The sequence below is a fragment of the Klebsiella sp. K5-204 genome (assembly GCF_030128585.1).
Classification (GTDB): Bacteria; Pseudomonadota; Gammaproteobacteria; order Enterobacterales; family Enterobacteriaceae; genus Klebsiella; species Klebsiella quasipneumoniae.
The window spans coordinates 1,057,283-1,080,944 of record NZ_JAKUZS010000001.1 but is presented as its reverse complement, the minus strand read 5'-3'; the positions used below and the strand labels follow the sequence as shown (position 1 = coordinate 1,080,944).

The 23,662-nt window shown below is 59.6% G+C and carries 22 protein-coding genes and 1 pseudogene; 11 read left to right on the top strand and 12 right to left on the bottom strand.

The genetic code is table 11. From position 1 onward, the window contains the following. Positions 1-247: 247 nt before the first annotated feature. The 3 genes from MKR05_RS05355 to pcaH all read right to left on the bottom strand — a co-directional run bounded on the left by MKR05_RS05355 (position 248) and on the right by pcaH (position 2,706). Positions 248-1,171: a LysR substrate-binding domain-containing protein gene (locus tag MKR05_RS05355; RefSeq protein ID WP_023289914.1), complete on the bottom strand. Its 924-nt coding sequence runs from the start codon at positions 1,169-1,171 to the stop codon at positions 248-250. Between the two features lie 177 nt (positions 1,172-1,348). Continuing rightward, positions 1,349-1,969, bottom strand: a complete 621-nt coding sequence (gene pcaG / locus MKR05_RS05350; RefSeq protein WP_131096223.1) for a protocatechuate 3,4-dioxygenase subunit alpha — start codon at positions 1,967-1,969, stop codon at positions 1,349-1,351. Then, the gene (gene pcaH / locus MKR05_RS05345; protein WP_004202816.1) at positions 1,966-2,706 is read right to left on the bottom strand and encodes a protocatechuate 3,4-dioxygenase subunit beta; all 741 of its coding nucleotides are present in this window, start codon (positions 2,704-2,706) and stop codon (positions 1,966-1,968) included. The genes pcaG and pcaH overlap by 4 nt, the downstream gene beginning before the upstream one ends. A 239-nt stretch (positions 2,707-2,945) precedes the next feature. Between pcaH and MKR05_RS05340 the strand changes: the two genes are divergently transcribed. The 4 genes from MKR05_RS05340 (at position 2,946) to rimL (ending at position 8,435) form a co-directional block, all read left to right on the top strand. Next, on the top strand, positions 2,946-4,289 hold the full coding sequence (locus tag MKR05_RS05340) for a VOC family protein (protein WP_101866484.1): 1,344 nt from the start codon (positions 2,946-2,948) through the stop codon (positions 4,287-4,289). 41 nt (positions 4,290-4,330) lie between these two features. Continuing rightward, positions 4,331-5,836, top strand: a complete 1,506-nt coding sequence (locus MKR05_RS05335; RefSeq protein WP_284118103.1) for a carboxylesterase/lipase family protein — start codon at positions 4,331-4,333, stop codon at positions 5,834-5,836. Positions 5,837-6,147: 311 nt separating this feature from the next. Further along, positions 6,148-7,803 carry a glucan biosynthesis protein D gene (locus MKR05_RS05330; protein ID WP_101996913.1) on the top strand — a complete coding sequence of 552 codons (1,656 nt, stop codon included), beginning with the start codon at positions 6,148-6,150 and terminating at the stop codon, positions 7,801-7,803. Between the two features lie 53 nt (positions 7,804-7,856). Then, a complete protein-coding gene (rimL, locus tag MKR05_RS05325; RefSeq protein WP_032453097.1) occupies positions 7,857-8,435 on the top strand; it encodes a 50S ribosomal protein L7/L12-serine acetyltransferase in 579 nt (192 codons plus the stop codon). Here rimL and ydcK read toward each other — a convergent pair. Continuing rightward, positions 8,421-9,401: a YdcK family protein gene (ydcK, locus tag MKR05_RS05320; protein ID WP_032453096.1), complete on the bottom strand. Its 981-nt coding sequence runs from the start codon at positions 9,399-9,401 to the stop codon at positions 8,421-8,423. The two genes, rimL and ydcK, sit on opposite strands and share 15 nt — an antisense overlap. A 111-nt stretch (positions 9,402-9,512) precedes the next feature. Between ydcK and tehA the strand changes: the two genes are divergently transcribed. The 3 genes from tehA to MKR05_RS05305 all read left to right on the top strand — a co-directional run bounded on the left by tehA (position 9,513) and on the right by MKR05_RS05305 (position 12,040). Beyond that, complete coding sequence (gene tehA / locus MKR05_RS05315) at positions 9,513-10,517, top strand: dicarboxylate transporter/tellurite-resistance protein TehA (protein WP_101866707.1); 1,005 nt, start codon at positions 9,513-9,515, stop codon at positions 10,515-10,517. Next, positions 10,514-11,110 (top strand): tellurite resistance methyltransferase TehB, encoded by a 597-nt coding sequence (gene tehB / locus MKR05_RS05310; protein ID WP_101866706.1) that lies wholly within the window; start codon positions 10,514-10,516, stop codon positions 11,108-11,110. Before tehA ends, tehB begins: the two co-directional genes overlap by 4 nt. 261 nt (positions 11,111-11,371) lie before the next feature. Beyond that, positions 11,372-12,040 (top strand): DUF3313 domain-containing protein, encoded by a 669-nt coding sequence (locus MKR05_RS05305; RefSeq protein WP_004202796.1) that lies wholly within the window; start codon positions 11,372-11,374, stop codon positions 12,038-12,040. Between the two features lie 47 nt (positions 12,041-12,087). On the opposite strand, the gene MKR05_RS05300 is transcribed toward MKR05_RS05305, so the two are convergent. Continuing rightward, positions 12,088-12,984, bottom strand: coding sequence for a DMT family transporter (locus MKR05_RS05300; protein ID WP_023289904.1), 897 nt, complete (start codon positions 12,982-12,984; stop codon positions 12,088-12,090). Between the two features lie 186 nt (positions 12,985-13,170). Here MKR05_RS05300 and MKR05_RS05295 point away from each other — a divergent pair, with 186 nt between their 5' ends. Continuing rightward, entirely contained in the window at positions 13,171-14,040 is an 870-nt protein-coding gene (locus MKR05_RS05295; RefSeq protein ID WP_064154536.1) for an AraC family transcriptional regulator, read from the top strand. Here MKR05_RS05295 and MKR05_RS05290 read toward each other — a convergent pair. Further along, positions 14,017-15,183 (bottom strand): benzoate/H(+) symporter BenE family transporter, encoded by a 1,167-nt coding sequence (locus MKR05_RS05290; protein ID WP_072413278.1) that lies wholly within the window; start codon positions 15,181-15,183, stop codon positions 14,017-14,019. The genes MKR05_RS05295 and MKR05_RS05290 overlap by 24 nt on opposite strands. 183 nt (positions 15,184-15,366) lie before the next feature. Here MKR05_RS05290 and MKR05_RS05285 point away from each other — a divergent pair, with 183 nt between their 5' ends. Beyond that, positions 15,367-15,936, top strand: coding sequence for a helix-turn-helix domain-containing protein (locus MKR05_RS05285; protein WP_023289901.1), 570 nt, complete (start codon positions 15,367-15,369; stop codon positions 15,934-15,936). Between the two features lie 10 nt (positions 15,937-15,946). Here MKR05_RS05285 and MKR05_RS05280 read toward each other — a convergent pair whose 3' ends face one another. Next, complete coding sequence (locus tag MKR05_RS05280) at positions 15,947-16,114, bottom strand: hypothetical protein (RefSeq protein WP_032429169.1); 168 nt, start codon at positions 16,112-16,114, stop codon at positions 15,947-15,949. 33 nt (positions 16,115-16,147) lie between these two features. Here MKR05_RS05280 and MKR05_RS05275 point away from each other — a divergent pair, with 33 nt between their 5' ends. Continuing rightward, positions 16,148-18,109 carry a U32 family peptidase gene (locus tag MKR05_RS05275; RefSeq protein ID WP_101866314.1) on the top strand — a complete coding sequence of 654 codons (1,962 nt, stop codon included), beginning with the start codon at positions 16,148-16,150 and terminating at the stop codon, positions 18,107-18,109. A gap of 12 nt (positions 18,110-18,121) precedes the next feature. Here MKR05_RS05275 and MKR05_RS05270 read toward each other — a convergent pair whose 3' ends face one another. The 5 genes and pseudogenes from MKR05_RS05270 to MKR05_RS05250 form a co-directional block, all read right to left on the bottom strand. Then, entirely contained in the window at positions 18,122-18,355 is a 234-nt protein-coding gene (locus MKR05_RS05270; RefSeq protein WP_032428865.1) for a DUF2554 family protein, read from the bottom strand. A gap of 149 nt (positions 18,356-18,504) precedes the next feature. After that, positions 18,505-18,789 carry a hypothetical protein gene (locus MKR05_RS05265; RefSeq protein ID WP_048297631.1) on the bottom strand — a complete coding sequence of 95 codons (285 nt, stop codon included), beginning with the start codon at positions 18,787-18,789 and terminating at the stop codon, positions 18,505-18,507. A 96-nt stretch (positions 18,790-18,885) separates the two neighbouring features. Beyond that, positions 18,886-19,011, bottom strand: a pseudogene (locus tag MKR05_RS05260) (DUF2474 domain-containing protein). Then, complete coding sequence (gene cydB / locus MKR05_RS05255; protein WP_072421595.1) at positions 19,011-20,021, bottom strand: cytochrome d ubiquinol oxidase subunit II; 1,011 nt, start codon at positions 20,019-20,021, stop codon at positions 19,011-19,013. Before cydB ends, MKR05_RS05260 begins: the two are co-directional and overlap by 1 nt. Beyond that, positions 20,021-21,418 carry a cytochrome ubiquinol oxidase subunit I gene (locus tag MKR05_RS05250; protein ID WP_060589482.1) on the bottom strand — a complete coding sequence of 466 codons (1,398 nt, stop codon included), beginning with the start codon at positions 21,416-21,418 and terminating at the stop codon, positions 20,021-20,023. Before MKR05_RS05250 ends, cydB begins: the two co-directional genes overlap by 1 nt. 720 nt (positions 21,419-22,138) lie before the next feature. Here MKR05_RS05250 and MKR05_RS05245 point away from each other — a divergent pair. Continuing rightward, positions 22,139-23,551 (top strand): PLP-dependent aminotransferase family protein, encoded by a 1,413-nt coding sequence (locus MKR05_RS05245; protein ID WP_101866241.1) that lies wholly within the window; start codon positions 22,139-22,141, stop codon positions 23,549-23,551. The last annotated feature ends 111 nt before the right edge of the window (positions 23,552-23,662 follow it).

The window sequence follows — 23,662 nt, the reverse complement described above, 5'->3', positions numbered from 1 at the left end:
AGTCACCTCATTACGAACCAAATGAAACAAAGTTATTTTTGAATGAAGTGGTTTTTATCTTCATAAAGCCAAATTTATTGCCTGCTTTGATTTCATATGAACCATTTGGTGAAATCGCGATATGATAGATCTGTTAAAGAAATTTGCGCAAATGTTAATAAATAATTTCGCACTAAATGATTATTTTGCTGAATGTGTCTCAGTCGGCGTCGGCTCCCCGGCCGCGACGGGCCGGGGGAGCGGCGGATCAGGCAGGCATTGATTTACGAATAGCGCTGAGCAGGGTGTGCGTCCCGGGGGTCAGCGTCGCATCGACGCGGGTTAAAATGCCGATGGGCTCCCCGGCGCCCTGGGTGGCAATCGGCAGGGCGGTCAGTACGCCACGGCGAAGATCGTCTTTCACCGCCCCGGAAGGGACGAACCAGACATAGTCAAAATCAACCGTTAGCTGGCGCGACAGGGAGGCGGACAGGGTCTCGATGCAGCCGGCGGGCATTTTACACCCCTGGCTCTGGAGCAGCGCTTCGGCGTTTTGCCGCGGCACGGTGCCCTTTGGCGAGACCACCACCGGCCACTCCATCACCCGACTGAGGGTCACCGTCTCCTGCAGCAGGGGATGTCCCGGACGAACCACCAGCTTAAGGGATTCCAGGAACAGCAGTTCGTAATGCAGGCCGCTCATCAGCTCCGGATCGGACATCCGTCCGATGCCGATGTCGATCTCCCCGGACTTTAACCCGGCGAGCAGCATGGTGTTGTTCATGGTGGCGACCTGCAGCGTGATATCTTTTTGCTGCTTATGGAACTGGCCGATCACCGTCGGCAGGATCCCCAGCGCGGCGGTAGGCAGCGCGCCGATGCGTACAATATCGTTATTCAGGCCCTCTTTACGGTTCAGCGCCTGGCCCGCCGAGTTAAGGGCATCAAGCACCTTCACGGCATGAGTCAGAAACTGTTCCCCGACCAGGGTCAGCTGCGCCCCCAGCCGTCCCCGCTCAAACAGACGGGTACCGGTCAGCTGTTCAAGCTCGTTAAGCGTTTTTGAAAGTGCTGGCTGGCTCAGATTTAAAGTTTCAGCCGCGCGCCCCAGCGTTCCCTGTTGAGCGACGGCCACGAAGGTGTGTAGATGGCGCAAGCGAATGCGCTGACTGAAGAGACCATTTTTTTCCATAGTAAGATGATGTTAAAAACACAGCGGTGAAAGAGACAAGCGGCCTTGTTTAAATTTGATAACCAGATAGCAAAATATTTTTAACATTTGAGTCGATTATATTACAAGATCTTTCCCGATGGTTTAACACGCCGCCGCCCCGACTGTGCGGGGCGACGGCGGTGGTCAGCATGGCCGCTAGATATCGAAAAAGACGGTTTCGTTCTCACCCTGCAGATAAATGTCGAAACGATAGACCACTTCCGCACCGCGAACTTCGCGCTCAGCGATTAAGGTTTTGCGTCTCACCTCCCACTCGATGAGATTCAGCACCGGGTCGCTGGCGTTGGCCTCGTGCTCATCGGCAAAATACATCCGCGTATTGAGGCCAATATTGATTCCCCGGGCCACCACCCACAGATTGACGTGCGGCGCCATCAGACGGCCATCGCGGCCAACCACCGCGCCGGGCTTGATGGTTTCAAAGCGCCAGACGCCGGAGGTGAAGTCAGAGCAGGTGCGCCCCCAGCCGCGAAAGCCCGGGTCGGCCGCTTTCTGCTGCTGACGATCGTCAGGATGGTTATAGCGTCCCGCGGCGTTGGCCTGCCAGATCTCCAGCAGCACATCGCGGACCGAGGTTCCGGAGCCGTCGATAACCCGGCCTTCAATGGTGATTCGTTCTCCGACGGTATCGGCGGTGGTGAGAACCGGACCAAAATTTTTCTCAAAAATATGGAAACCCGCGGCGTCCGGCGCCAGACCGATATGAACATAGGGTCCGGCGGTCTGCGAGGCGGTTTCAGGCAGATACTCTTTCATCGGGCGGCCCCCTGAGTGCGATTTTCAAACAGCGTGGCGCGATGGCCGCGCAGAACAAGGTCGAAGCGGTAGGCCAGACAATCCAGCGGCACGGCGGCGTGCATGTCCAGCTCGGCGATCAGGGTGCGCACGGCGTCGTCATTATTAATGGTTCTGACGATCGGGCACTGCTTGATTAGCGGGTCGCCTTCGAAATACATCTGGGTGATCAGGCGCTGGGCCCAGGCGTCGCCCGAGAGCGAGAAATGAATATGCGCCGGACGCCAGTCGCTGGCCTGGTTGCGCCAGGGGTAGGGGCCGGGCTTGATGGTGCGAAAACAGTAATAGCCGTTCTCGTCGGTCAGCACCCGGCCGCAGCCGCCGAAGTTCGGGTCAATCGGCGCCAGATACTGATCTTTTTTATGTCGATAGCGGCCGCCGGCATTGGCCTGCCAGACTTCCACCAGGGTGTTTTTCATCGGTCGGCCGAAGCCATCCCGCACGTAGCCGTGCACAATGATCCGCTCGCCAATCGGCAGGCCTTCTTTGGCATAGTTAAGGATAAGGTCATTATCCAGCGGACCCAGGTCGTCGCGGCTAAACACCGGGCCGGTGATCTCCGACAGCGAGTTCTGCAGGGAGATCAGGGCGTTTTTCGGGGAGCGCAGGACGCTGGTTTTATAGCCCGGGGCGTAAGCGGGCGGGTGACTACTGTAATCGCGATGGATAACCTCGCGCGGGGACCATTTATCGTTCATCGGGTACTCCGTATAGAGGGTAGAGGGGCATGTTGTTGTAATGTCGCCAGAAACAGTGTGTGTAAATGTATTGTTAATTTAAAGTGAAATTACCGGGTGTTTTTCATAACCATCGGTTATGTTCTGCGCTATGCCCGTGACCGGAAGCAGGTTATCGCCATCACAGTTTGTAAATTCTTCCCCCCGCCGGGAGGCAGCTTTCCTACACTCCAGGAAGTATTCACTGGAGGTAACACATCATGGCGAACACCATCACGGCTGATGAGATTCGGGAGCACTTTTCGCAGGCCATGTCGGCCATGTACCAGCAGGAAGTGCCGCAGTACGGGACGCTGCTGGAGCTGGTGGCTGACGTCAACCTGGCGGTACTGGAAAATAATCCGAAGCTGCATGAACAACTGGCCAACGCCGACGAGCTGGCGCGTCTGAACGTTGAGCGCCACGGGGCGATCCGCGTGGGCACAGCGGAGGAACTGGCGACGCTGCGTCGCATGTTTGCCATTATGGGGATGTATCCCGTCAGCTATTACGATCTCTCGCAGGCCGACGTGCCGGTTCACTCCACGGCGTTTCGTCCTGTCGACGATGCCGCGCTGGCGCGCAATCCGTTTCGGGTTTTTACCTCGCTGCTGCGTCTGGAGCTGATCGAAAACCGCGCTCTGCGCGAGCGGGCCGAGGCGATCCTCGCCCGGCGCAACATATTCACTCCCCGCTGCCTGGCGCTGATCGCCCGGCACGAAGCCGAAGGGGCGTTCACCCCAGCGGAAGCCCGCGAGTTTGTGCAGGAGGCGCTGGAGACCTTCCGCTGGCACCGGCATGCCACCGTCGATGAGGAGACCTACCACGCGCTGCATCGCGAGCATCGCCTGATTGCCGATGTGGTCTGCTTCCCGGGATGCCATATCAACCACCTCACGCCGCGGACGCTGGATATTGACCGCGCGCAGGCCCTGATGCCGGAGTGCGGTATTGAGCCAAAGGCCCTGATCGAAGGTCCGCCGCGCCGGGAGGTACCGATCCTCCTGCGGCAGACCAGCTTCAAGGCGCTTGAGGAGCCGGTGATGTTCGCCGGCGAACACCGCGGCACCCACAGCGCCCGCTTTGGCGAAATTGAGCAGCGCGGCGTGGCGCTGACGCCGAAAGGGCGCGCGCTGTACGACCGGCTGCTGCAGGCGGCAGGGACCGGCAAAGACAATCTCAGCCACCAGCTGCATCTGCAGGAGGTGTTCCGCGAATTTCCCGACAGCGAATTTCTGCTGCGTCAGCAGGGGCTGGCCTGGTTTCGCTACCGCCTGACGCCGGCTGGCGAGGCCCATCGCCAGGCGTTTCGCCCGGGCGACGATCCCCAGCCGCTGATCGAGCGCGGATGGGTGGTGGCCCAGCCCATCGTCTATGAGGATTTTTTACCGGTCAGCGCGGCGGGCATTTTTCAGTCCAATCTGGGTAACGAAACCCAGGCGCGCAGCCACGGGAATGCCAGCCGCGAAGCCTTTGAGGCGGCGCTGGGCTGCCCGGTGCAGGATGAGTTTGAACTGTACCGGCAGGCGGAGGAGCGCAGCAAACGACGTTGCGGTCTGCTGTAAAATCAGTACCCTGCTGGCATCAGCCTTACAGGGAGCAGGTTATGCAACATCCGTCGAAACCGTTGGCGAAAACCCGGCAGGGCACGCTGGCCGGGAGCGCAGAGCAGGGGATCCATATCTGGCGCGGCATTCCGTACGCCGCGCCGCCCGTGGGGCCGCTGCGCTGGCGCGCGCCGCAGCCTCCCGCCCGCTGGCATGGCGTGCGTCAGGCCGACGCCTTTTCCGCCGCCAGCTGGCAGGACATTGACTACTGCCGCGAACTTGGCGGCGGGGATCCCGGCCGTTTCAGCGAAGACTGTCTCTATCTCAACGTCTGGGCCCCCGCCAGCGCAGCGCAGCCGCTGCCGGTGATGGTCTGGCTGCACGGCGGCGGGTTTACCATCGGCGCCGGCAGTCTGCCGCCTTACGATGGCCTGGCGCTGGCCAGCCGCGACGTGGTGGTGGTGACGGTCAACTACCGACTGGGTCATCTTGGCTTTTTCGCCCATCCGGCACTGGAGGAAGAGGCGGGCGAGCGTCTGTATAACTTCGCGCTGCTCGACCAGATCGCCGCCCTGCAGTGGGTCCAGGAGAATATTCACGCCTTCGGCGGCGACGCCGCAAACGTTACGCTGTTTGGCGAATCCGCCGGGGCGCGCAGCGTGCTGTCGCTGATGGCCTCGCCGAAAGCGAAAGGGTTGTTCCATAAAGCGATTATTCAGAGCGGGTATACCTTACCCGATCTGCCGCGAGAAAAGGCGCTGGAGAAAGGCCGCCTGCTGGCGGAACGCTTCGCCTTGCCGCAGGCCAGCGCCGAACAACTGCGGGCGATCCCGGCGGAGGCCTTCTGGTCGCTAACCGCCCCGCTGAATATCGGGCCAGCGCCCATCGCCGGCGATGTGGTGCTTCCGCAGCCGATGCTGGAGACCTTTTTTGCCGGGCGCCAGCATCCGATGCCGGTGATGATCGGCTCCAACAGCGATGAAGCCAGCGTGATGGCGGTGTTTGGCGTCGATATCGCCGGGCAGATCCAGAAGCTGCGCCGCGAGCGCCGTCTGGGGCTGGGACTGATCAAACTCCTCTATCCCGGCGTCAAGGGGGATGAAGCGCTGGGGCGGGAAGTCTGTCGGGATATGGCGTTTACCACCCTCGGCTATGTGGTGATGCAGGCCCAGCAGCGCGTGGGCCAGCCATGCTGGCGGTACTGGTTCGATTATGTGGCGGAAGCGGAGCATGATGTCTATCCGCACGGCGCCTGGCACGGCAACGAGGTGCCCTACGTGTTTGATAACCTGCGGCTCACCGACCCGGTGCGGCAATATGCCAGTGAAGTGGATCTGGCCTTCGCCGCTCAGGTCGCTGACTACTGGGCCCAGTTTGCCCGCGTCGCCAGCGGCGAGCAGGTGCTTGCCGGCGCGGTGCGTTGGCCGGCGTGCGTGCGCGGACGGGATCGTCTGCTGCGCATTGGCCTGCATAAGCGTGCCGGCTTTAAAGTGGAGAATCGCTTTATGCGCGCCCGGCTGGCGCTGTTTCGCCGGGTGATGAAGCATCACGTGACCCTCGAATAAAGGGGATGGGTCGCGGCTCAGCGGGGCGCGGCCCTGCTGCAGGCCGCGGGCGGCTAAGAAACGCCCCGGCGATGAGACGGGATGAGTGCTGTCCGCTTTGTTTGCAGGCGGGCCCTGGGCTGGATATTGCGCTCTCCCTCCGCCGGTGATGAAAAAACAGCCTGTTCTGGTAGACAGGGCTTTTTTACCGTTTTTCTGCTGGCAACAATTGGATTATTAATCGTTTTTGTCTAGAGTGGGCGGAAATTATCACGCAGCGTGATGACGCGTTGCGAATCAATTCACCCGTGCAGAAGGACGCTTTCTCAGGCATGAACCGCAGACGTTTTCTTAAATCTTCCATGGCTGTTGCCGCCGTATGCGGAACGTCAGGAGTCGCTTCCTTATTCAGTCAGGCCGCGTTTGCTGAAGACGCGGGCATTGCCGACGGGCAGACACGCCGTTTTGATTATGCCGTGCTGCAGGCGATGGCTCACGATCTGGCGCGCCAGCCGTGGGGCGGCGCCCCGCGCGATCTGCCGCCGACGCTGGCCAATCTCACCCCGCAGGCTTATAACAGCATCCAGTATGACGCCAACCACTCGTTGTGGAACAATATTGAAGAACGCAAACTGGATATCCAGTTTTTCCACGTCGGGATGGGGTTCCGTCGCCGCGTGCGCATGTTCTCTTTAGACGCCGCCACCCAGCAGGCGCGCGAGATCCACTTCCGTCCGGAGCTGTTCAAGTACAATGACGCCGGGGTGGATGCCCGCCAGCTGGAAGGCCAGTCCGATCTCGGCTTCGCCGGGTTCCGGGTATTTAAAGCGCCTGAGCTGGCGCGCCGGGATATCGTGGCGTTTCTCGGCGCCAGCTATTTCCGCGCGGTAGACAGCACCTACCAGTACGGCCTCTCGGCCCGTGGGCTGGCGGTAGATACCTTTACCGATACCCCGGAAGAGTTCCCCGATTTCACCTCTTTCTGGTTCGAAACGGTCAAAGGAGACGCCACGGTATTCACCGTTTACGCTCTGCTGGACAGCCCGAGCATCACTGGCGCCTACAAGTTCACCATCCACTGCCAGGATACCCAGGTCATTATGGACGTGGAGAACCATCTCTACGCCCGCAAGGATATCAAACAGCTGGGTATCGCGCCGATGACCAGCATGTTCAGCTGCGGCAACAACGAGCGTCGGATGTGCGATACCATCCACCCGCAGATCCACGACTCCGATCGGCTGTCGATGTGGCTGGGCAACGGCGAATGGGTCTGCCGGCCGCTGAACAACCCGCAGAAGCTGCAGTTCAACGCCTTCCAGGACAAGAACCCGCGCGGCTTTGGTCTGCTGCAGCTGGACCGCGATTTCTCCCACTACCAGGACGTGATGGGCTGGTATAACAAGCGTCCCAGCCTGTGGGTGGAGCCGCGTAACCAGTGGGGCAAAGGGGCGGTCAGCCTGATGGAGATCCCGACCACCGGTGAAACGCTGGATAACATCGTCTGCTTCTGGCAGCCGGAAAAGGCGGTGAAGGCGGGCGACGAACTGGACTTCCGCTACCGTCTCTACTGGAGCGCGCAGCCGCCGGTGAGCACCCCGCTGGCGCGTGTGCTCGCCACCCGCACCGGGATGGGGGGCTTCCCGGAGGGATGGGCGCCGGGGGAACACTACCCGGACAAGTGGGCGCGTCGTTTTGCCATCGACTTTGTCGGCGGCGATCTGAAAGCGGCCGCGCCGCGCGGTATTGAACCGGTGATCACCCTCTCCAGCGGCGAAGCGAAGCAGATTGAGATCCTCTACGTCGAGCCGTTCGATGGCTACCGGATCCTGTTCGACTGGTATCCGACCTCCGACTCGACCGACCCGGTGGAGATGCGTCTGTTCCTGCGCTGTCAGGGCGAAGCCATCAGCGAAACCTGGCTCTATCAGTACTTCCCGCCGGCGCCGGATAAACGTAACTACGTCGACGACCGGATCATGAAATAACCCCGTGACAGCCGTGGCCCCCAGGCACCCCCTGCGGGCCCGCAGAGAGCCCCATGACCACAGACATTCCAGCAGTACCTGAGTCGATCCCGGTGACCGAGGGACTGACGCTTACCGCCATTGATGAGCGTTACGTCAGCGACCTGCACCAGCTGGTGGTGAAAAACCAGCGCTGGCTACAGCAGTCGCTCAGCTGGGCCGGAGAGGTGCGCAGCGAAGAGGAGACCCGCCGCCATGTGCAGGGTAACGTGATGCTGCACCAGCGGGATTACGCCAAAATGTTTTTGCTGTTTCTCGATAAGCGGCCGATTGGCGTTCTGTCGTTCAACCAGATCGAGCCGCAGAATAAGACGGCCTATATTGGCTATTGGATCGATGAAGATTGCCAGGGGCAGGGATATCTGTCCCGTTCCCTGCAGGCCTTTATCCACTATTATGCCCGCAGCGGGCTGGTGCGCCGGTTTGTGATCAAATGTCGGGTGGCGAATACCCGCAGCAACCAGGTGGCGTTGCGTAACGGGTTTGTTCTGGAAGGCTGTCTCCGCCAGGCCGAGTATCTGAACGGCAGCTATGACGATCAGAATATCTACGCCCGTATTATTGACCGCGACGAAGCGCTACAGGGCGCCTAACAGCGGCGTTCGGGTGATCTGCTGCTGGCCGTCGAGGGTCTTCGGGCCGCGCAGGTGAATGGCTTCTCCTTCCCGCGCGGCGATCTGCACCTCGTCCCCAAGCGTGACCTGGTGCTCAACGATCACATCGCCGACGATAACAGCCCGACCCTGGATCAGCACGTCATCGTCAAGCAGAATCGGTCCACCGCGCAGCTGCGCCTCGCCGCCCACCATCGCGCGGTGCTTTAGCAGACAGTTACCTTCAATCACCGCATTCTCCGCAACCTGGGAACTGTAGCGCACAGTGGGAATGGCATCTTCGCCGCGACCCGCGATCAGACGGGCATGCCCGTAAATCCGCGCGTTATCGCACACCCAAACGTCATTCTCCTCGTTTCCCTCAAGCCTGGCGTGGTCAAAGACTTCCGCCCGATGTTCGACAAAAGCGTGCTCGACGTAGGCCTCGCCATAGATCTGCGCCTGATGGAGAATGCGCGACGCGCTGACGGTGGCTCGCTGATAAATCTGCAGCACTTTGTCGCGGTCGGCGGTCAGCCCGCGGGCGGCAATCACCTGACAGTGGGGCAGAAGACGCGCCTCGTCGGCGAGGCGACAGTCACCGCGCACCGTACTCAGGCTAATCGTGACGTTGTCACCAATCTGCGCGTGATGGCTGATCTGCGAGGCGTGAATGGATGCCCGCCCGCTGATGATAGCCCCATGGCTGACCTCGCAGGGGCCATGGAGTCGGGCATCGTCGAGGATGCGCGCCCCGGCGAAGACCACGCTGTTGGCATCGTAGATCCAGCACTCTCCCTGCTGGCTGAGAGCGCTTTCCTCCTCCACCCAGCCGCCTTCGCTGCCCGCTTTGACGTCAGCGAAATCGATAAGCGCCACGATCTGGCGCAGGATGACGCACTGTTTGCCATCCTCTGCCTGGTAACAATACTGCCGGGTCTGTTCGCTGAGACGGTATTTACGCATTCCCGATCCTCATTACTTATGGTTAACATAAACATAGCAAAGATCGCCGTAGCGCGTGGGATAAGGTTCCTTTAGAATGCAACTTCAAATTAAATTGATATCATCAATAAAATGAACAAAACGCATACATCGCGGCAGGTGCTGAATCTGCCGGCGGGTTACTTTGGCATGGTGCTCGGCACCATCGGGATGGGCTTTGCCTGGCGTTACGCCAGCACCCTCTGGCCGGTCAGCCGCAGCATTGGTGATGGGCTGGTGACGCTGGCGATGGCGATGTGGGTCCTGCTCAGCATGGCGTTTATCAGCCGGGCGATCCGCTTTCCGGCGAGTGTGCTGCAGGAGATGCGACATTCCGTCAGCAGCAGCTTCGTCAGCCTGTTTCCCGCCACTACCTTGCTGGTATCGATTGGACTGGTACCCTGGTGCCGGCCGCTGGCCATCGGGCTGTTTGTGCCGGGCGTGGCGCTGCAGCTCGCCTATGCCGCCTGGCAAAGCGGCGGCCTGTGGCGGGGAAACCATCCTCGCGAGGCCACCACGCCGGGGCTGTATCTGCCCACGGTGGCGAATAATTTTATCAGCGCGATGGCCTGCGGCGCGCTGGGGTTTACCGACGCCGGACTGGTATTCCTTGGCGCCGGGGTCTTCTCCTGGCTGAGCCTTGAGCCGGCTATCCTCCATCGGCTGCGCAGCGCAGGCGAACTGCCGACCGCGCTGCGCACCTCGTTGGGGATCCAGCTGGCGCCTGCGCTGGTGGCCTGCAGCGCCTGGCTCAGCGTCAACGGCGGGGAGGCTGATATCTTTGCTAAGCTGCTGTTTGGCTACGGTCTGCTACAGCTGTTGTTTATGCTGCGTCTGATGCCCTGGTATCTTCGCCAGCCGTTCAATGCTTCTTTCTGGAGCTTCTCGTTCGGTATTTCCGCACTGGCCACTACCGGCCTGCATCTGGGCCAGGCGAAGGCGGACGGCTTTTTTCATCATCTGGCGCTGCCGCTCTTTATTTTTAGCAATCTGGTCATCGGCCTGCTGCTGCTGCGCACAGGGCTGCTGTTGGTCAGCGGGAAACTGTTGCTACAGGTCGACCGGGAAACACTCCTTAATAAGAAGGAAGGATCATGACAACGCGTGACGCGGACTATTTTAGTGAAAAATATGGCCTGACCCGCACCCACTCCGAGGTGCTGCATGCCGCGACGATGGTGTCGCCGGGGCGGGCGCTGGATCTGGGCTGCGGCAACGGACGTAACAGCCTTTATCTGGCGGCGAACGGCTTCACGGTGACGGCGTGGGATAAAAATGCGATGAGCATCAATAATCTGGAGACTATTCGCGCCGCCGAAGGGCTGGATAATTTGCAGACCGCGGTGAAAGACCTCAACAGCCTGACCTTTGACGGCGAGTATGATCTGATCCTCTCCACCGTGGTGATGATGTTTCTTGAGGCCGGCGCTATCCCGGGTCTCATCGCCAATATGCAGCGTTGCACCGCCGCCGGGGGCTATAACCTGATTGTCGCGGCGATGGACACCGAGGACTATCCCTGCACCGTCGGCTTCCCGTTTGCTTTTAAACCCGATGAACTTCGGGAGTACTACCGGGGCTGGGAATTACTGAAATACAATGAGGACGTCGGTGAGCTGCATCGGACCGACGCAAGCGGCAACCGGATCAAACTGCGCTTCGCCACGCTGCTGGCGCGCAAGCCCGCATAATCCTCAGCGGCGCGTGAAATGGCTGAGATTGACCGCGCCGCCTTGCGCTAATACCCATCGGATAAAGACGCGCGAAAAGCCTCGCTGAACTGAGGGTTAAAGGCGACCTATTCACCTATTAAGTAATTATTTAATAACGTAATGTTGATCCCATCAATATTTGTATATCTTCCTTGACGAAGCCCTCATTTTGTCACAAAACTACTGGGTCTTATCTGCTATAACGTCTGCCGAAAAAACTGCATTTACAGGGATCTCTTTATGCGTACTCGCGTGTTATTTAAAGTCGCCGCTCTGGCGGGGATGTTAGCGTTGACGGGCTGTGCGTCCAAACTGGCGCAGCCGAATCAGTATTCGGGCTTTTTAAAAGATTATTCCAACCTGAAAGAAGCCACCACGGCCTCCGGCAAGTCGGAGCTGCGCTGGATCGACCCAAACTACAATCCGGCTAACTACGATAATGTCGTCTACCATCCGGTAACGTACTATCCGGTACCGAAGCCGACGACCCAGGTCGGTGAAAAGGCGCTGCAGGATATTCTTAATTACACCAACAAACAGCTCAAACAGGCCATTTCCGAGCGTAAACCGCTGGCTACCACCGCCGGCAAGCGTAGCCTTATTTTCCGCGGGGCGATCACCGGGGTGGACTCCAGCAAAGAAGGGCTGCAGTTCTATGAAGTGGTTCCGGTCGCGATGATTGTTGCCGGTACTCAGGCCGCCACCGGCCATCGTACGATGGACACCGACCTCTATTTTGAAGCCGAACTGATTGACGCCAGCACCAACAAGCCGGTGATCAAAGTGGTTCGTAAAGGGGAAGGAAAAACTCTGGCCAATGAAAACACGCCGCTGACCATCGAAACCATGAAGCAGGTAATCGATGATATGGCGGTCGACGCCGTCAAATTCGACCCTTCCCAGCGGTAATCTCGCCAGCGCCGTCTGCCGACGGCGCTGTTTTATCTTCCGCCGTTTCAGGCCAGCTTTCGGCGCAGCAGCAGCTGTTCCGGTTTGGCAAACATCACCAGATTACCCAACAGGATCAGCGCCAGTCCGATAACGGCGTTGCTGTGCCATACATAGCCTTCATAAACGGTGGAGATGGACAGGGCGACCAGCGGAAACAGCAGCGTACTGTAGGCGGCTTTGCTGGCGCCGATGCGTCCCACAAGGGTGAAATAGGCGCCGAAGGCGACAACTGAGCCGAACAGCGCCAGGTAAAGCAGGGCGCCAAGATAGCTGACGGTCCACTCCGGCATAAAATTATCCCCGCGGAGGAGTGCGATGGCGCCCATCACCAGCGTGCCGTACAGCATCGCCCAGCTGTTGGTGGTCAGCGTCTCCAGCCCCCGCCGCTGGTGACGAATACTGAACATATTGCCCAGCGAAAAGCCGTAAGTGCCCAGCGCGCTCAGACCGATCCCCCACAGTAGCGAAGCGTTCAGCCCGTTGGCCAGCAGGTCATCCCAGAACAGGGTGACGATACCGGCCAGACCGAGCGCGGCGGCAGCCCAGAAGCGTCCCGGCGGCTGCTGACGGAAGAAAAGAAAGCTGTTGATGGCGTTAAACAGCACCGCCATGGAAAAGATCACCGATTCCAGACCGGTGTTGATCCAGGCGGCGGCGGTATAAAAGCACCAGAAATTGAAGCAGAAGACGCAGCAGCCCTGCAGCAGGCAGCAGAGATGGTCCTTCGCGCCCAGCGGCCGCAGACGTCGCGTGACGAGCAGAATCGCCAGCATCGTGACGCTGGCCACGGCGAAACGCCAGAAAATCGATACCGGCGCCGCCACCGGCCCCTGCTGTAAAAAAATCGCAATCCACGTCGTTCCCCAGATAACGACAACGAGTGCATAAAGTAATGCGTTCACCCTGATTCTCCTCTGCCTGTTGAAGGGAGGAGTATGCCGCCTGCCGCAACCTGCGGCTTTCACCCGCTTGTTGTCGGCTTGCAAATTCTTGCGCTTATTTGTCTTTCGCCGGCGGTGAGGACTGGAAACCGCGCCGCAGTCTCCCTAGACTAGAGTTTTTCCAGACAGGACAGATGCGTGAAGGCGATGGGTTACGGGACGTTTGAAACATTACGGCGACAGAACGCGGTGCTGAAGGGCACCGTGGAGCTGAATTCCGGTATTCAACTGGCCGCCTGGTATAACAACTGCGATACCGTAACGGTACGCAGCGATCATCATACCTTAAGCCTGTACGTCGCCGATGGTTATGAAAGCTATCAAAAGACGCCGCACGGCTGGAAGAATGGCGGCGGCCCGGATCGCTTTTGCCTGATGCCGAAAGGCGATGAAAGCGTCTGGGATATCCGCGGCGATCTGTCGTTTGTCCATCTCTATTGTACCGATGCGCATCTGCGCCGCGTCGGGGAGGAGGTGTGGGATCGCAGCCCGGCGAACTTCACCCTGCAGGAGAAAACCTTTGCCAGCGATGACAAAATCACCACCGTGTATCGTCAGTTTTTGCTGGCTAATGACTGGCGACAGCCGGCGAACCAGCTGACCCTTAGCGCCGCCAGCAGTTTATTGCTCACCCATCTGATCCAGCACTATTCCACCGTGCAGTGGCGTTTGCCCTCGGTCACCGGGGGACTGGCGCCGGGGGTGAAGCGTCATGTGCTGGCCTGGATCGACGCTCACCTCGATCAGCCATTGACCCTGGCCGACCTGGCGCAGCAGGCGGGACTGAGTGAATTTCATTTTGCCCGTATGTTCCGCCAGTCGCTGAATATGGCTCCGCATCAATATGTGATGCAGCAGCGAATGGCGAAGGCGCAAAACCTGATCTGCCACAGCGCGCTGCCGCTCACCGAGATCGCTCTGGCCTGCGGTTTCAGCTCCGCCAGCCATTTCAGCCATCGGGTCAAAGCCGCCACCGGCCTGACGCCGACCCAGCTACGGGCGGCGCAGCGCGGATAGCACGCCGTAGCTCACTCCGCCGAGCACCACGCCCCAGAATGCCGAGCCAATTCCCGCCAGCGTCACGCCGCTGGCGGTGATCAGAAAGGTCAGCACCGCCGCGTCGCGCTCACTGGCCTGATGTACCGCCTGAAACAGACTACCGCCGATGGTGCCGAGCAACGCCAGGCCGGCCAGCATCTGGATCCATGCTGGCGGCAGGGCCGACATCAGCGCGGTGATCGATCCCCCGAACAGACCGGCCAGCAGATAAAAACCGCCTGCGGCCATGGCCGCCAGCCAACGCTGCTGCGGATCCGGGTGCGCCTCCGGGCTCTGGCAGATGGCGGCGGTGATCGCCGCAATACAGATCGAGTAGACCCCAAACGGCGCCAGCAGCAGCGCCAGCCCCCCGCAGACAACGATCAGCGCGGAGACCGGTACGGCATAGCCTGATGCCTGCAGGGTAGCGAACCCGGGCGCGTTCTGTGAGGCCATGGTCACGAGGAAGAAGGGCAGGCCGACGCTGAGCAGCAGCGCCGGGGTAAACTGCGGGGCGATCCATTCCGGCGCCACAAACGCCAGCGGCACAGCGGCGCTGGCCACCTCCCCGGAGGCCGCGGCAATCAGCGCCCCGGCAACCAGCGCGGCGACCACGGCGAAGCGGGGCCACAGCGCCTTACACAGAAGCCAGGCGGCGAGCATGCCGCCGCACAGCAGCAGATGATCCTGGAAGCCGGCGAAGGCCTGCAAACCGAAACGCAGCAGAATGCCGGCCAGCATCGCGGCGGCCAGCGAATGGGGAATGATTTTCATCAGCCGGGCAAACAGGCCGGTAACGCCGCAGAGGACGATCAGCGCATTGGCGAAGATAAATACCCCCACCGCCTCAGGGAGGGTCACCCCCTGCAGGCCGCTGACCAGCAGGGCGGCGCCCGGCGTTGACCAGGCGGTGAGCACCGGCACTTTTCGCCAGCCGCTCAGCGCGAGGGTGCTGACGCCCATGGCGAGGCCCAGGGCCGTCATCCAGCCGGCGATCTGCCCGGGCGTGGCGCCGGCGGCAGCGGCAGCCTGCCAGATGATGGCGGCAGAGCTGGCGTAGCCCACCAGCACGGCGACGAAGCCGGCGAACAGGCTGGGAAGCGGAACGGTAAACGAGCGCATAGTTTTCTCTTGTGCGTTATAACGTCCGATTACTCTATCATTGTGCGTTTTAGCGCACAAGGTTCCTGCGTGGTGAGGGCTGCGCACCGAGCCTCTTGTCGCAAACGGCCCGCGATGCCGCTAATCGCCCTGTTGAATCAGGCAAATGGAGGTATACTCTGGGCTGAAAAATCAGGAGGTAGGATGAATATTGCGCAACATCTGGCGGCCACCCTCAAAAATCTGCGTCAGCAGCGCGGCTGGAGCCTGTCGCGTCTGGCGGAAGAGACCGGGGTGTCGAAAGCCATGCTCGGGCAGATTGAGCGGAATGAATCGAGTCCGACGGTCGCGACGCTGTGGAAGATTGCCACCGGGCTGAACGTGCCGTTTTCGGCGTTTATCGTTCCGGATGACGGCGCGGCGCCCTCCGCGTTTGACCCGCAGCAGCAGGCGATGGTGGTGACCCCGGTCTTCCCGTGGGACCCGGAGTTGCGCTTTGATCATTTCTCGATAACCCTTGCTCCCGGGGCGCTGAGCGAATCGACGCCGCATGAGCAAGGGGTGATTGAGCATGTTGTCGTGATTAGCGGTACCCTGGATCTCTGCTTACAGGGGGAGTGGCACTCGCTGCAGGCGGGTGAGGGGCGGCGCTTCGCCGGCGATGCGGCGCATGCCTACCGGAACAGCGGCGCCCAGGCGGCTCATTTCCATTCGCTTATCCACTATCCAAAAGAAAAAACCGCGGGCGAACCCGCGGCCAGACAAGATGACTGATGATAACCACTCACAACGTGACGAGGAAAATCCGGAATACGTGATGACAGTACTCTGTACGGTGATTTGAGGGAAATATCTTTTCCTTCAATACTTTGCTGAAAACTGAAAATTCGTCGTCCCGCGACGGCGGAAAAGGTTTTCGTCTGCGCCCGGTTCTGACTACAATAGCCGCCATTTCGACCCCCTTATACTGGATAACAACACGCGTATGCGCCTGCACAATCATCGTCTTGAACTTCTTAGTCCTGCCCGCGACGTCGGTATCGCTCGCGAAGCGATCCTTCACGGCGCCGACGCCGTTTATATCGGTGGACCTGGCTTTGGCGCCCGCCACAACGCCAGCAACAGCCTGAGCGACATCGCCGGTCTGGTGCCTTTCGCCCATCGCTTCGGCGCCAAGGTCTTTGTGACGCTGAACACCATTCTGCATGACGATGAGCTGGAGCCGGCGCAGCGGCTGATTACCGACCTTTACGACGCGGGCGTCGATGCGCTGATTGTCCAGGATATGGGGATCATGGAGCTGGACCTGCCGCCGATCGAGCTGCACGCCAGCACCCAGTGCGACATCCGCAGCGTGGAGAAAGCAAAGTTTCTCTCAGACGCCGGTTTCAGCCAGATCGTGCTGGCGCGCGAGCTGAACCTCAGTCAAATCAAGGCCATCTACGATAATACTGACGCCACCATCGAATTCTTTATCCATGGCGCGCTGTGCGTGGCCTATTCCGGCCAGTGCTACATTTCCCACGCCCAGACCGGACGCAGCGCCAACCGCGGCGACTGCTCGCAGGCCTGCCGCCTGCCGTATACCCTGAAGGACGATCAGGGGCGAGTGGTGGCCTATGAAAAACATCTCCTGTCGATGAAAGACAACGACCAGACCGCCAACCTGGCGGCGCTGATCGATGCCGGGGTGCGCTCCTTCAAAATCGAAGGCCGTTACAAAGACATGAGCTACGTGAAAAACATCACCGCTCACTACCGCCAGATGCTGGACGCCATCATTGAAGACCGCGGCGATCTCGCGCGCGCCTCGGCAGGGCGCACCGAGCATTTCTTTATCCCGTCCACCGATAAAACCTTCCACCGCGGCAGCACCGATTACTTCGTTAATGCCCGTAAAGGCGATATCGGCGCCTTTGATTCGCCAAAATTTATCGGACTGCCGGTGGGCGAAGTGCTGAAGGTGGGTAAAGACCATCTCGACGTCGAGGTCAGCGAACCGTTAACCAACGGCGATGGCCTTAACGTGATGATTAAGCGTGAAGTGGTGGGCTTCCGCGCCAATAACGTGGAAAAAACCGGCGAAAATCGCTATCGGGTGTGGCCGAACGAGATGCCTGCGGATCTGCACAAAGTGCGCCCGCATCAGGCGCTCAACCGCAACCTCGATCACAACTGGCAGCAGGCGCTGCTGAAGACCTCCAGCGAACGCCGCATCGCCGTAGACGTCACCCTAAGCGGCTGGCAGGAGCAGCTGGTTCTCACCATGACCTGTGAAGATGGCGTCAGCGTGACCCACACCCTTGACGGGGAGTTCGCCGAAGCTAACCAGGCGGAGAAAGCGCTGGCCAACCTCCGTGACGGTGTCACAAAACTGGGGCAAACCATTTACTATGCGCGCGAGGTGCAGGTCAATCTGCCGCCGCTGTTTGTGCCCAACAGCCTGCTCAACCAGCTGCGGCGTGAAACGGCCGAAATGCTGGATGACGCGCGGCTCAACGCCTGGCAGCGCGGCACCCGTAAGCCGGTCTCTGTGCCGCCGCCGGTCTACCCGGAGACCCATCTCTCCTTCCTCGCCAACGTCTATAACCACAAGGCGCGGGCGTTCTACCAGCGCTATGGCGTGCAGCTGATTGACGCCGCCTATGAAGCGCACGAAGAGAAGGGCGATGTGCCGGTGATGATCACCAAACATTGCCTGCGCTTTGCCTTCAACCTCTGTCCGAAACAGGCGAAAGGCTCCATCAAGAGCTGGAAAGCCACGCCGATGCAGCTGATCCATGGCGATGAAGTGCTGACCCTGAAGTTTGACTGCCGTCCGTGCGAAATGCACGTGGTCGGCAAGATCAAAAACCATATCCTCAAAATGCCGCACCCGGGTAGCATCGTGGCCTCCGTCAGCCCGGACGAGCTGATGAAGACCCTGCCGAAGCGCAAAGGGGCCTGATCCGCGGCGACGCTACTGGCTGTGTGATGCCCGCGGTTTGCGGGCGTCCTGCCAGCGGTGGTGCTCGCGCAGGTCGGCGGCGTTCTCTTCGCACCGGCTGCGAAGCTCATCGCTATCCGCCTCGTGCAGCAGCTGCTGCTCGAGGCTCTGTACCGGAAAGTAATCGTGCCCCTGACGGTGGGCCAGCAGATGCCCGGAAAAAAGCGCGCACAGCAACAGCAGGGCGCTCATGCTTCTCCTCAACATACCTTTTCTCTGTGAATCAATGGCGTGGGTTTACTATGCCAGGCGCTGTGCAGGTTTTTTTCCCGGTTTATCAAAGAAGGGCAAGGGTTTGTCAATGTCTGCTGAAAGAGGGTGAAAAAAGCCTGGCGTAGAAGGCCAGGCGTGAGGGATTACGCTTTTGGCGGCAGTGGTTTCCCGCTGTGCTCACCGCCTTTTGGCGGCTGCTTACCACCATGCTGCGGTTGTTTGCCGTCTCGTTGCGGCTGCTTGCCATCATGCCGCGGCTGCTTGCCGTTGTGTTGCGCTTGCTTACCGTCGTGCTGGCCGTTTTTCGCCGCCGATTTACCCTGATGCTGCGCGCTTTTTTCTGGCGGCGGCGGTGGGTTGTCGGCAGCGAAAGCCCATGACGATATTCCCAGCGTCATCGCGGCAGACAGTAAAGCTAACTTCTTCATAGCAATATCCTTTCTTCTGATGTGTCCGCGTATTTCAGCAGGTAAAAGTGAAGACAAGATGGAGAACTCCGGATCCCGATTTCTCTGCATCCTGGTTCAAACTTTAAGACCCGCGGCGGTCATCAGCAGGCGAAACAGCAGGCTGATGGCGGCCAGCGTCAGCACGCTGCCTCCCTACAGCGCGATCAGCCACAGCAGACGTTTGGACCAGACGGTTTTCATCAATGATAACCCTCCCCTGGCTGGACTTTGCCGCGGAACACGTAATAGCTCCAGCAGGTATAGCCAAGAACAACCGGAATAATCAGCAGCGCGCCCACCAGCATAAAGCCCTGGCTTTGCGGCGGGGCGGCGGCCTGCCACAAGGTAATCGATGGCGGAATAATATGCGGCCAGATGCTGATCCCCAGGCCGCTAAAGCCGAGAAACACCAGGCCCAGCGTTAGGGTGAAAGGCGAGACATGGCGGTCGTGCAGAGGCAGTGTGCGCCACAGCCAGGCGCTAATCAGGAGCACCAGCAGCGGCACCGGCAGCAGGAAATAGAGATTCGGCAGGCTGAACCAGCGGGCGGCGATCGCCGGGTGCGCCAGCGGCGTCCACAGGCTGATGACGGCAAACACCGCCAGCAGGGCAACCAGCAACTGTCGCGACGCGCTGCGCATCCGCTGCTGCAGCGCGCCTTCGCTCTTCATCACCAGCCAGGTAGCGCCGAGCAGCGCATAGGCCACGCACAGCCCGAGTCCGCAAAACAGGCTGAACGGGGTCAGCCAGTCAAACATGCCGCCGCTGAAGGCGCGACCGCTGACGGTAAAACCGTCGATCACCGCTCCGACCACCACGCCCTGGCTGAAGGTCGCCAGCAGGGAACCGCCAAAGAAGGCGCGGTCCCAGAATGGCCGGTGCGACGGCGTGGCCTGGAAACGAAATTCAAAGGCCACGCCGCGAAAGATCAGGCCGATCAGCATCAGGGTCAGGGGGATCGACAGGGCGTCGATTATCACCGCGTAGGCGAGGGGAAAGGCGCCAAACAGACCGGCGCCGCCCAGCACCAGCCAGGTCTCATTGCCATCCCATACCGGGGCGACGCTGTTCACCATCACGTCGCGCTCTGTGCTGCCCCGGACCGTGCCGAACAGCATGCCAATGCCCAGATCAAAGCCGTCCATGACGATGTACATCAGCGTGGCAAAGACGATAATCACGAACCAGATCACCGATAATTCGATACCCATTAGCGGGACTCCTTCTGCAGATAACCTTCAGTAGCGGCGGACAGCGGGCGGGCTGGCGTACCGGTTGTCGCGGGTTGCACCTCCTGCGGCCCCTTGCGGATCAGGCGCAGCATGTAGCTGTAGCCGACCCCGAAGACGGCGCTGTAAACCACAATAAAGGTCAACAAACTGACCGACATATGCAGATCGCCGTGGGCGGAAACCGCCTCGGCGGTGCGCTGAACGCCATACACCACCCATGGCTGGCGGCCCACTTCGGTGGTCACCCAGCCGGCGAGAATCGCAATCAGTCCTGAGGGGCCCATCCACAGGGCAAAGCGCAGAAACGGCCGCGAGTGGTACAGCCGGTCGCCGCGGCGCAGCCACAGGGCCAGCGCCCCGAGCAGCAGCATCAGCATGCCGAGACCAGCCATCAGGCGAAATGACCAGAACACCACGGTGGAGTTTGGCCGATCCTCAGGGGCGAACTCCTTCAGCGCCGGCACCTGTTTATCCAGGCTGTGGGTGAGGATCAGACTGCCCAGCGCCGGGATCTCAAGCCCGTAGCGGGTGCGCTCCTGTTCCATATCTGGCCAGCCAAACAATAGTAACGGCGTCGGCTCGCCGGGCAGGTTTTCCCAGTGGCCCTCAATGGCGGCGATTTTTGCCGGCTGGTGTTTCAGGGTGTTCAGGCCATGCATATCGCCGATCAGCGCCTGGACCGGCGCGACCAGCAGCGTCATCCATAGCGCCATGGAGAACATCTTGCGGATCGCTGGCGACTGATTGCCGCGCAGCAGATGCCAGGCCGCCGAGGCGCCGACGAACAGCGCGCTGCTGAGAAATGCCGCCACCGTCATGTGCAGCAAGCGGTAGGGGAACGACGGGTTAAAGATCACCGCCAGCCAGTCGACGGGCACCACCTGACCATCGACGATCTCAAACCCCTGCGGGGTCTGCATCCAGCTGTTGGAAGCGAGGATCCAGAAGGTCGAGATGATCGTCCCCAGCGCCACCATGCAGGTGGCGAAAAAGTGCAGCCCCGGCCCCACGCGGTTCCAGCCGAAGAGCATGACCCCGAGAAAACCGGCTTCCAGAAAGAACGCCGTCAGGACTTCATAGGTCAGCAGGGGGCCGGTGATACTGCCCGCGAACTGCGAAAAACCGCTCCAGTTAGTGCCGAACTGATAGGCCATCACCAGCCCGGACACCACTCCCATACCGAAGTTGACGGCGAAGATCTTCGACCAGAAATGGTACAGCGAGCGCCAGGTGGGATTTTTGCTTTTCAGCCACAGGCCTTCGAGAACCGCCAGGTAGCTTGCCAGGCCAATGGTGATGGCGGGAAAGATAATATGAAACGAGACCGTAAAGGCGAATTGAATTCGCGCCAGATGGAATGCATCAAGACCGAACATGCAGGACTCCACAACAAAATTGATTCAGCGCAATTTTAGGTAGGGTGGCGGCAAGGGGGCAGAGGCAGTCGGTTCATTTTTTATCATAACAGTTGGCGGCTGTTATGATCTTTTTGCCGGTCTCCGGGGACCGCCAACATGGAAATCCCCCAAGGGAACAGCGTCATTTTTAACGCTGAAAGCAAAGCCAGATTGTTGGCCAGGAAAATATTAATAATCTATTTCACTGTATTATCGTAGTCTTACGGATCAGCTTAGACCTGTAGCTGCCCGGGAAAGCGCGGTCGTTTAATTTTTGTGAGCAATATCCTCTGATTACGACAGATATAGCATTTTATTATCTGTTCTTTATTAATGAATTTAACGTCTGCACACGTTTGCTAGTATGAGAATCAGTAAAAAGGATGAGTCAGTTAATTATGGATTAAATAATTTTAAATTGTCGTATTTAGCCGTGCTTTGTATTTTATTCTCAGGATATCAATAAAAGGGAATGGTCATGTCAGAAAAAGGATTACATAGCTTATGTATTACCATCGGTATCATGTTCATTTTTTGGTTATGCATCATATCGTTTTTTTGGACAATTTTCTCGTGAACCTTTCCTGCGGGCGTTCTGTGTGACCGGGTTGCGCTGTTTTACATAACAGTTACTTAAAAGTGTTAATTTATAACAACTGATATATGATAAAGGGAGGTTGCAGCAAGGAAAGGGTGACAATGAAAAAGTATCAACAGCTGGCGCAGCAGCTGACCGACCAGATCGCGCTTGGCGTCTGGTTGCCGGGCGATCGGCTCCCCTCGCTGCGCGAGCAGGTGGTCAGCAGCGGCATGAGCTTTATGACCGTCAGCCATGCCTATCAGCTACTGGAAAGCCAGGGGCGCATCGTCGCCCGACCGCAGTCGGGATATTACGTCGCTCCCCAGCCGGTGAAGCTTCGTCAGCCGGCGCAGCCTGCTCAGGTGACCCGCGATGAAGCGGTCGATATCAATACTTACATCTTTGAGGTGCTCCAGGCCAGCCGCCAGGCGTCAATGCTGCCCTTTGCCTCGGCCTTCCCGGACCCGCGTCTCTTTCCACTCCAGCAGCTTAACCGTTCGCTGGCGCAGGTGAGTAAAACCGCCACCGCCATGAGCGTGATTGAGAACCTGCCACCGGGCAACGCGGAGCTACGGCACGCCATTGCCCGGCGCTATGCCCTGCAGGGGATGAACGTCTCGCCCGACGAGATCGTCATTACCGCCGGAGCGCTGGAGGCGCTAAACCTCAGCCTGCAGGCGGTGACCGAGCCCGGCGACTGGGTGGTGGTGGAAAATCCCTGTTTCTACGGAGCCCTGCAGGCGCTGGAGAGGCTGCGTCTGAAGGCGCTGTCGGTGGCCACCGACGTCAAAGAGGGCATTGACCTGACGGCGCTGGAGGCGGCCCTGCAAAACTATCCGGTCAAGGCCTGCTGGCTGATGACCAACGGCCAGAACCCGCTCGGCTTCACCCTCAGCGCCGAAAAAAAAGCAGCGCTGGTGGCGCTGCTGGCGCGCTATGACGTGATGCTGATTGAAGATGATGTTTACAGCGAGCTCTACTTTGGCCGCGAGAAGCCGTTGCCGGCGAAGTTCTGGGATCAACAGGATATGACGCTGCACTGCAGTTCGTTTTCAAAATGTCTGGTGCCCGGCTTTCGCATCGGCTGGGTGGCGGCCGGGAAACAGGCGCGGCGGATCCAGCAGCTGCAGCTGATGAGTACGCTCTCCACCAGCTCGCCGATGCAGTTAGCCCTGGTGGATTACCTGTCGACCAAACGCTATGACGCCCATCTGCGCCGTCTCCGCCGCCAGCTGGCGGAACGTAAACAGCAGGCCTGGCAGGCGCTGCTGCGCCATCTGCCGCCGGAGGTCACTATCCATCACAGCGACAGCGGCTATTTTCTGTGGATCGAACTACCGGAAGGGGCCGACGCCAGCGTGCTGAGCGCCAGGGCGCTGGCGTCGCACATCAGCATCGCCCCGGGAAAAATGTTCTCCACCTCCGCCAGCTGGACCTCGTTTTTCCGCTTTAATACCGCCTGGGGCTGGGGAGAACGCGAAGAGCAGGGGGTGAAGCGCCTGGGCGAGCTAATTCGTGAGCAGCTTTCCTGATCGCTTTGACTATTTTTCGCCGCGATAAACAATCGCTAAAAATAAACGAAGATGGATTTTTATCGAGGCCGGTCATTATTTTACCGGCGCTCACCATAGGAAATACGCATA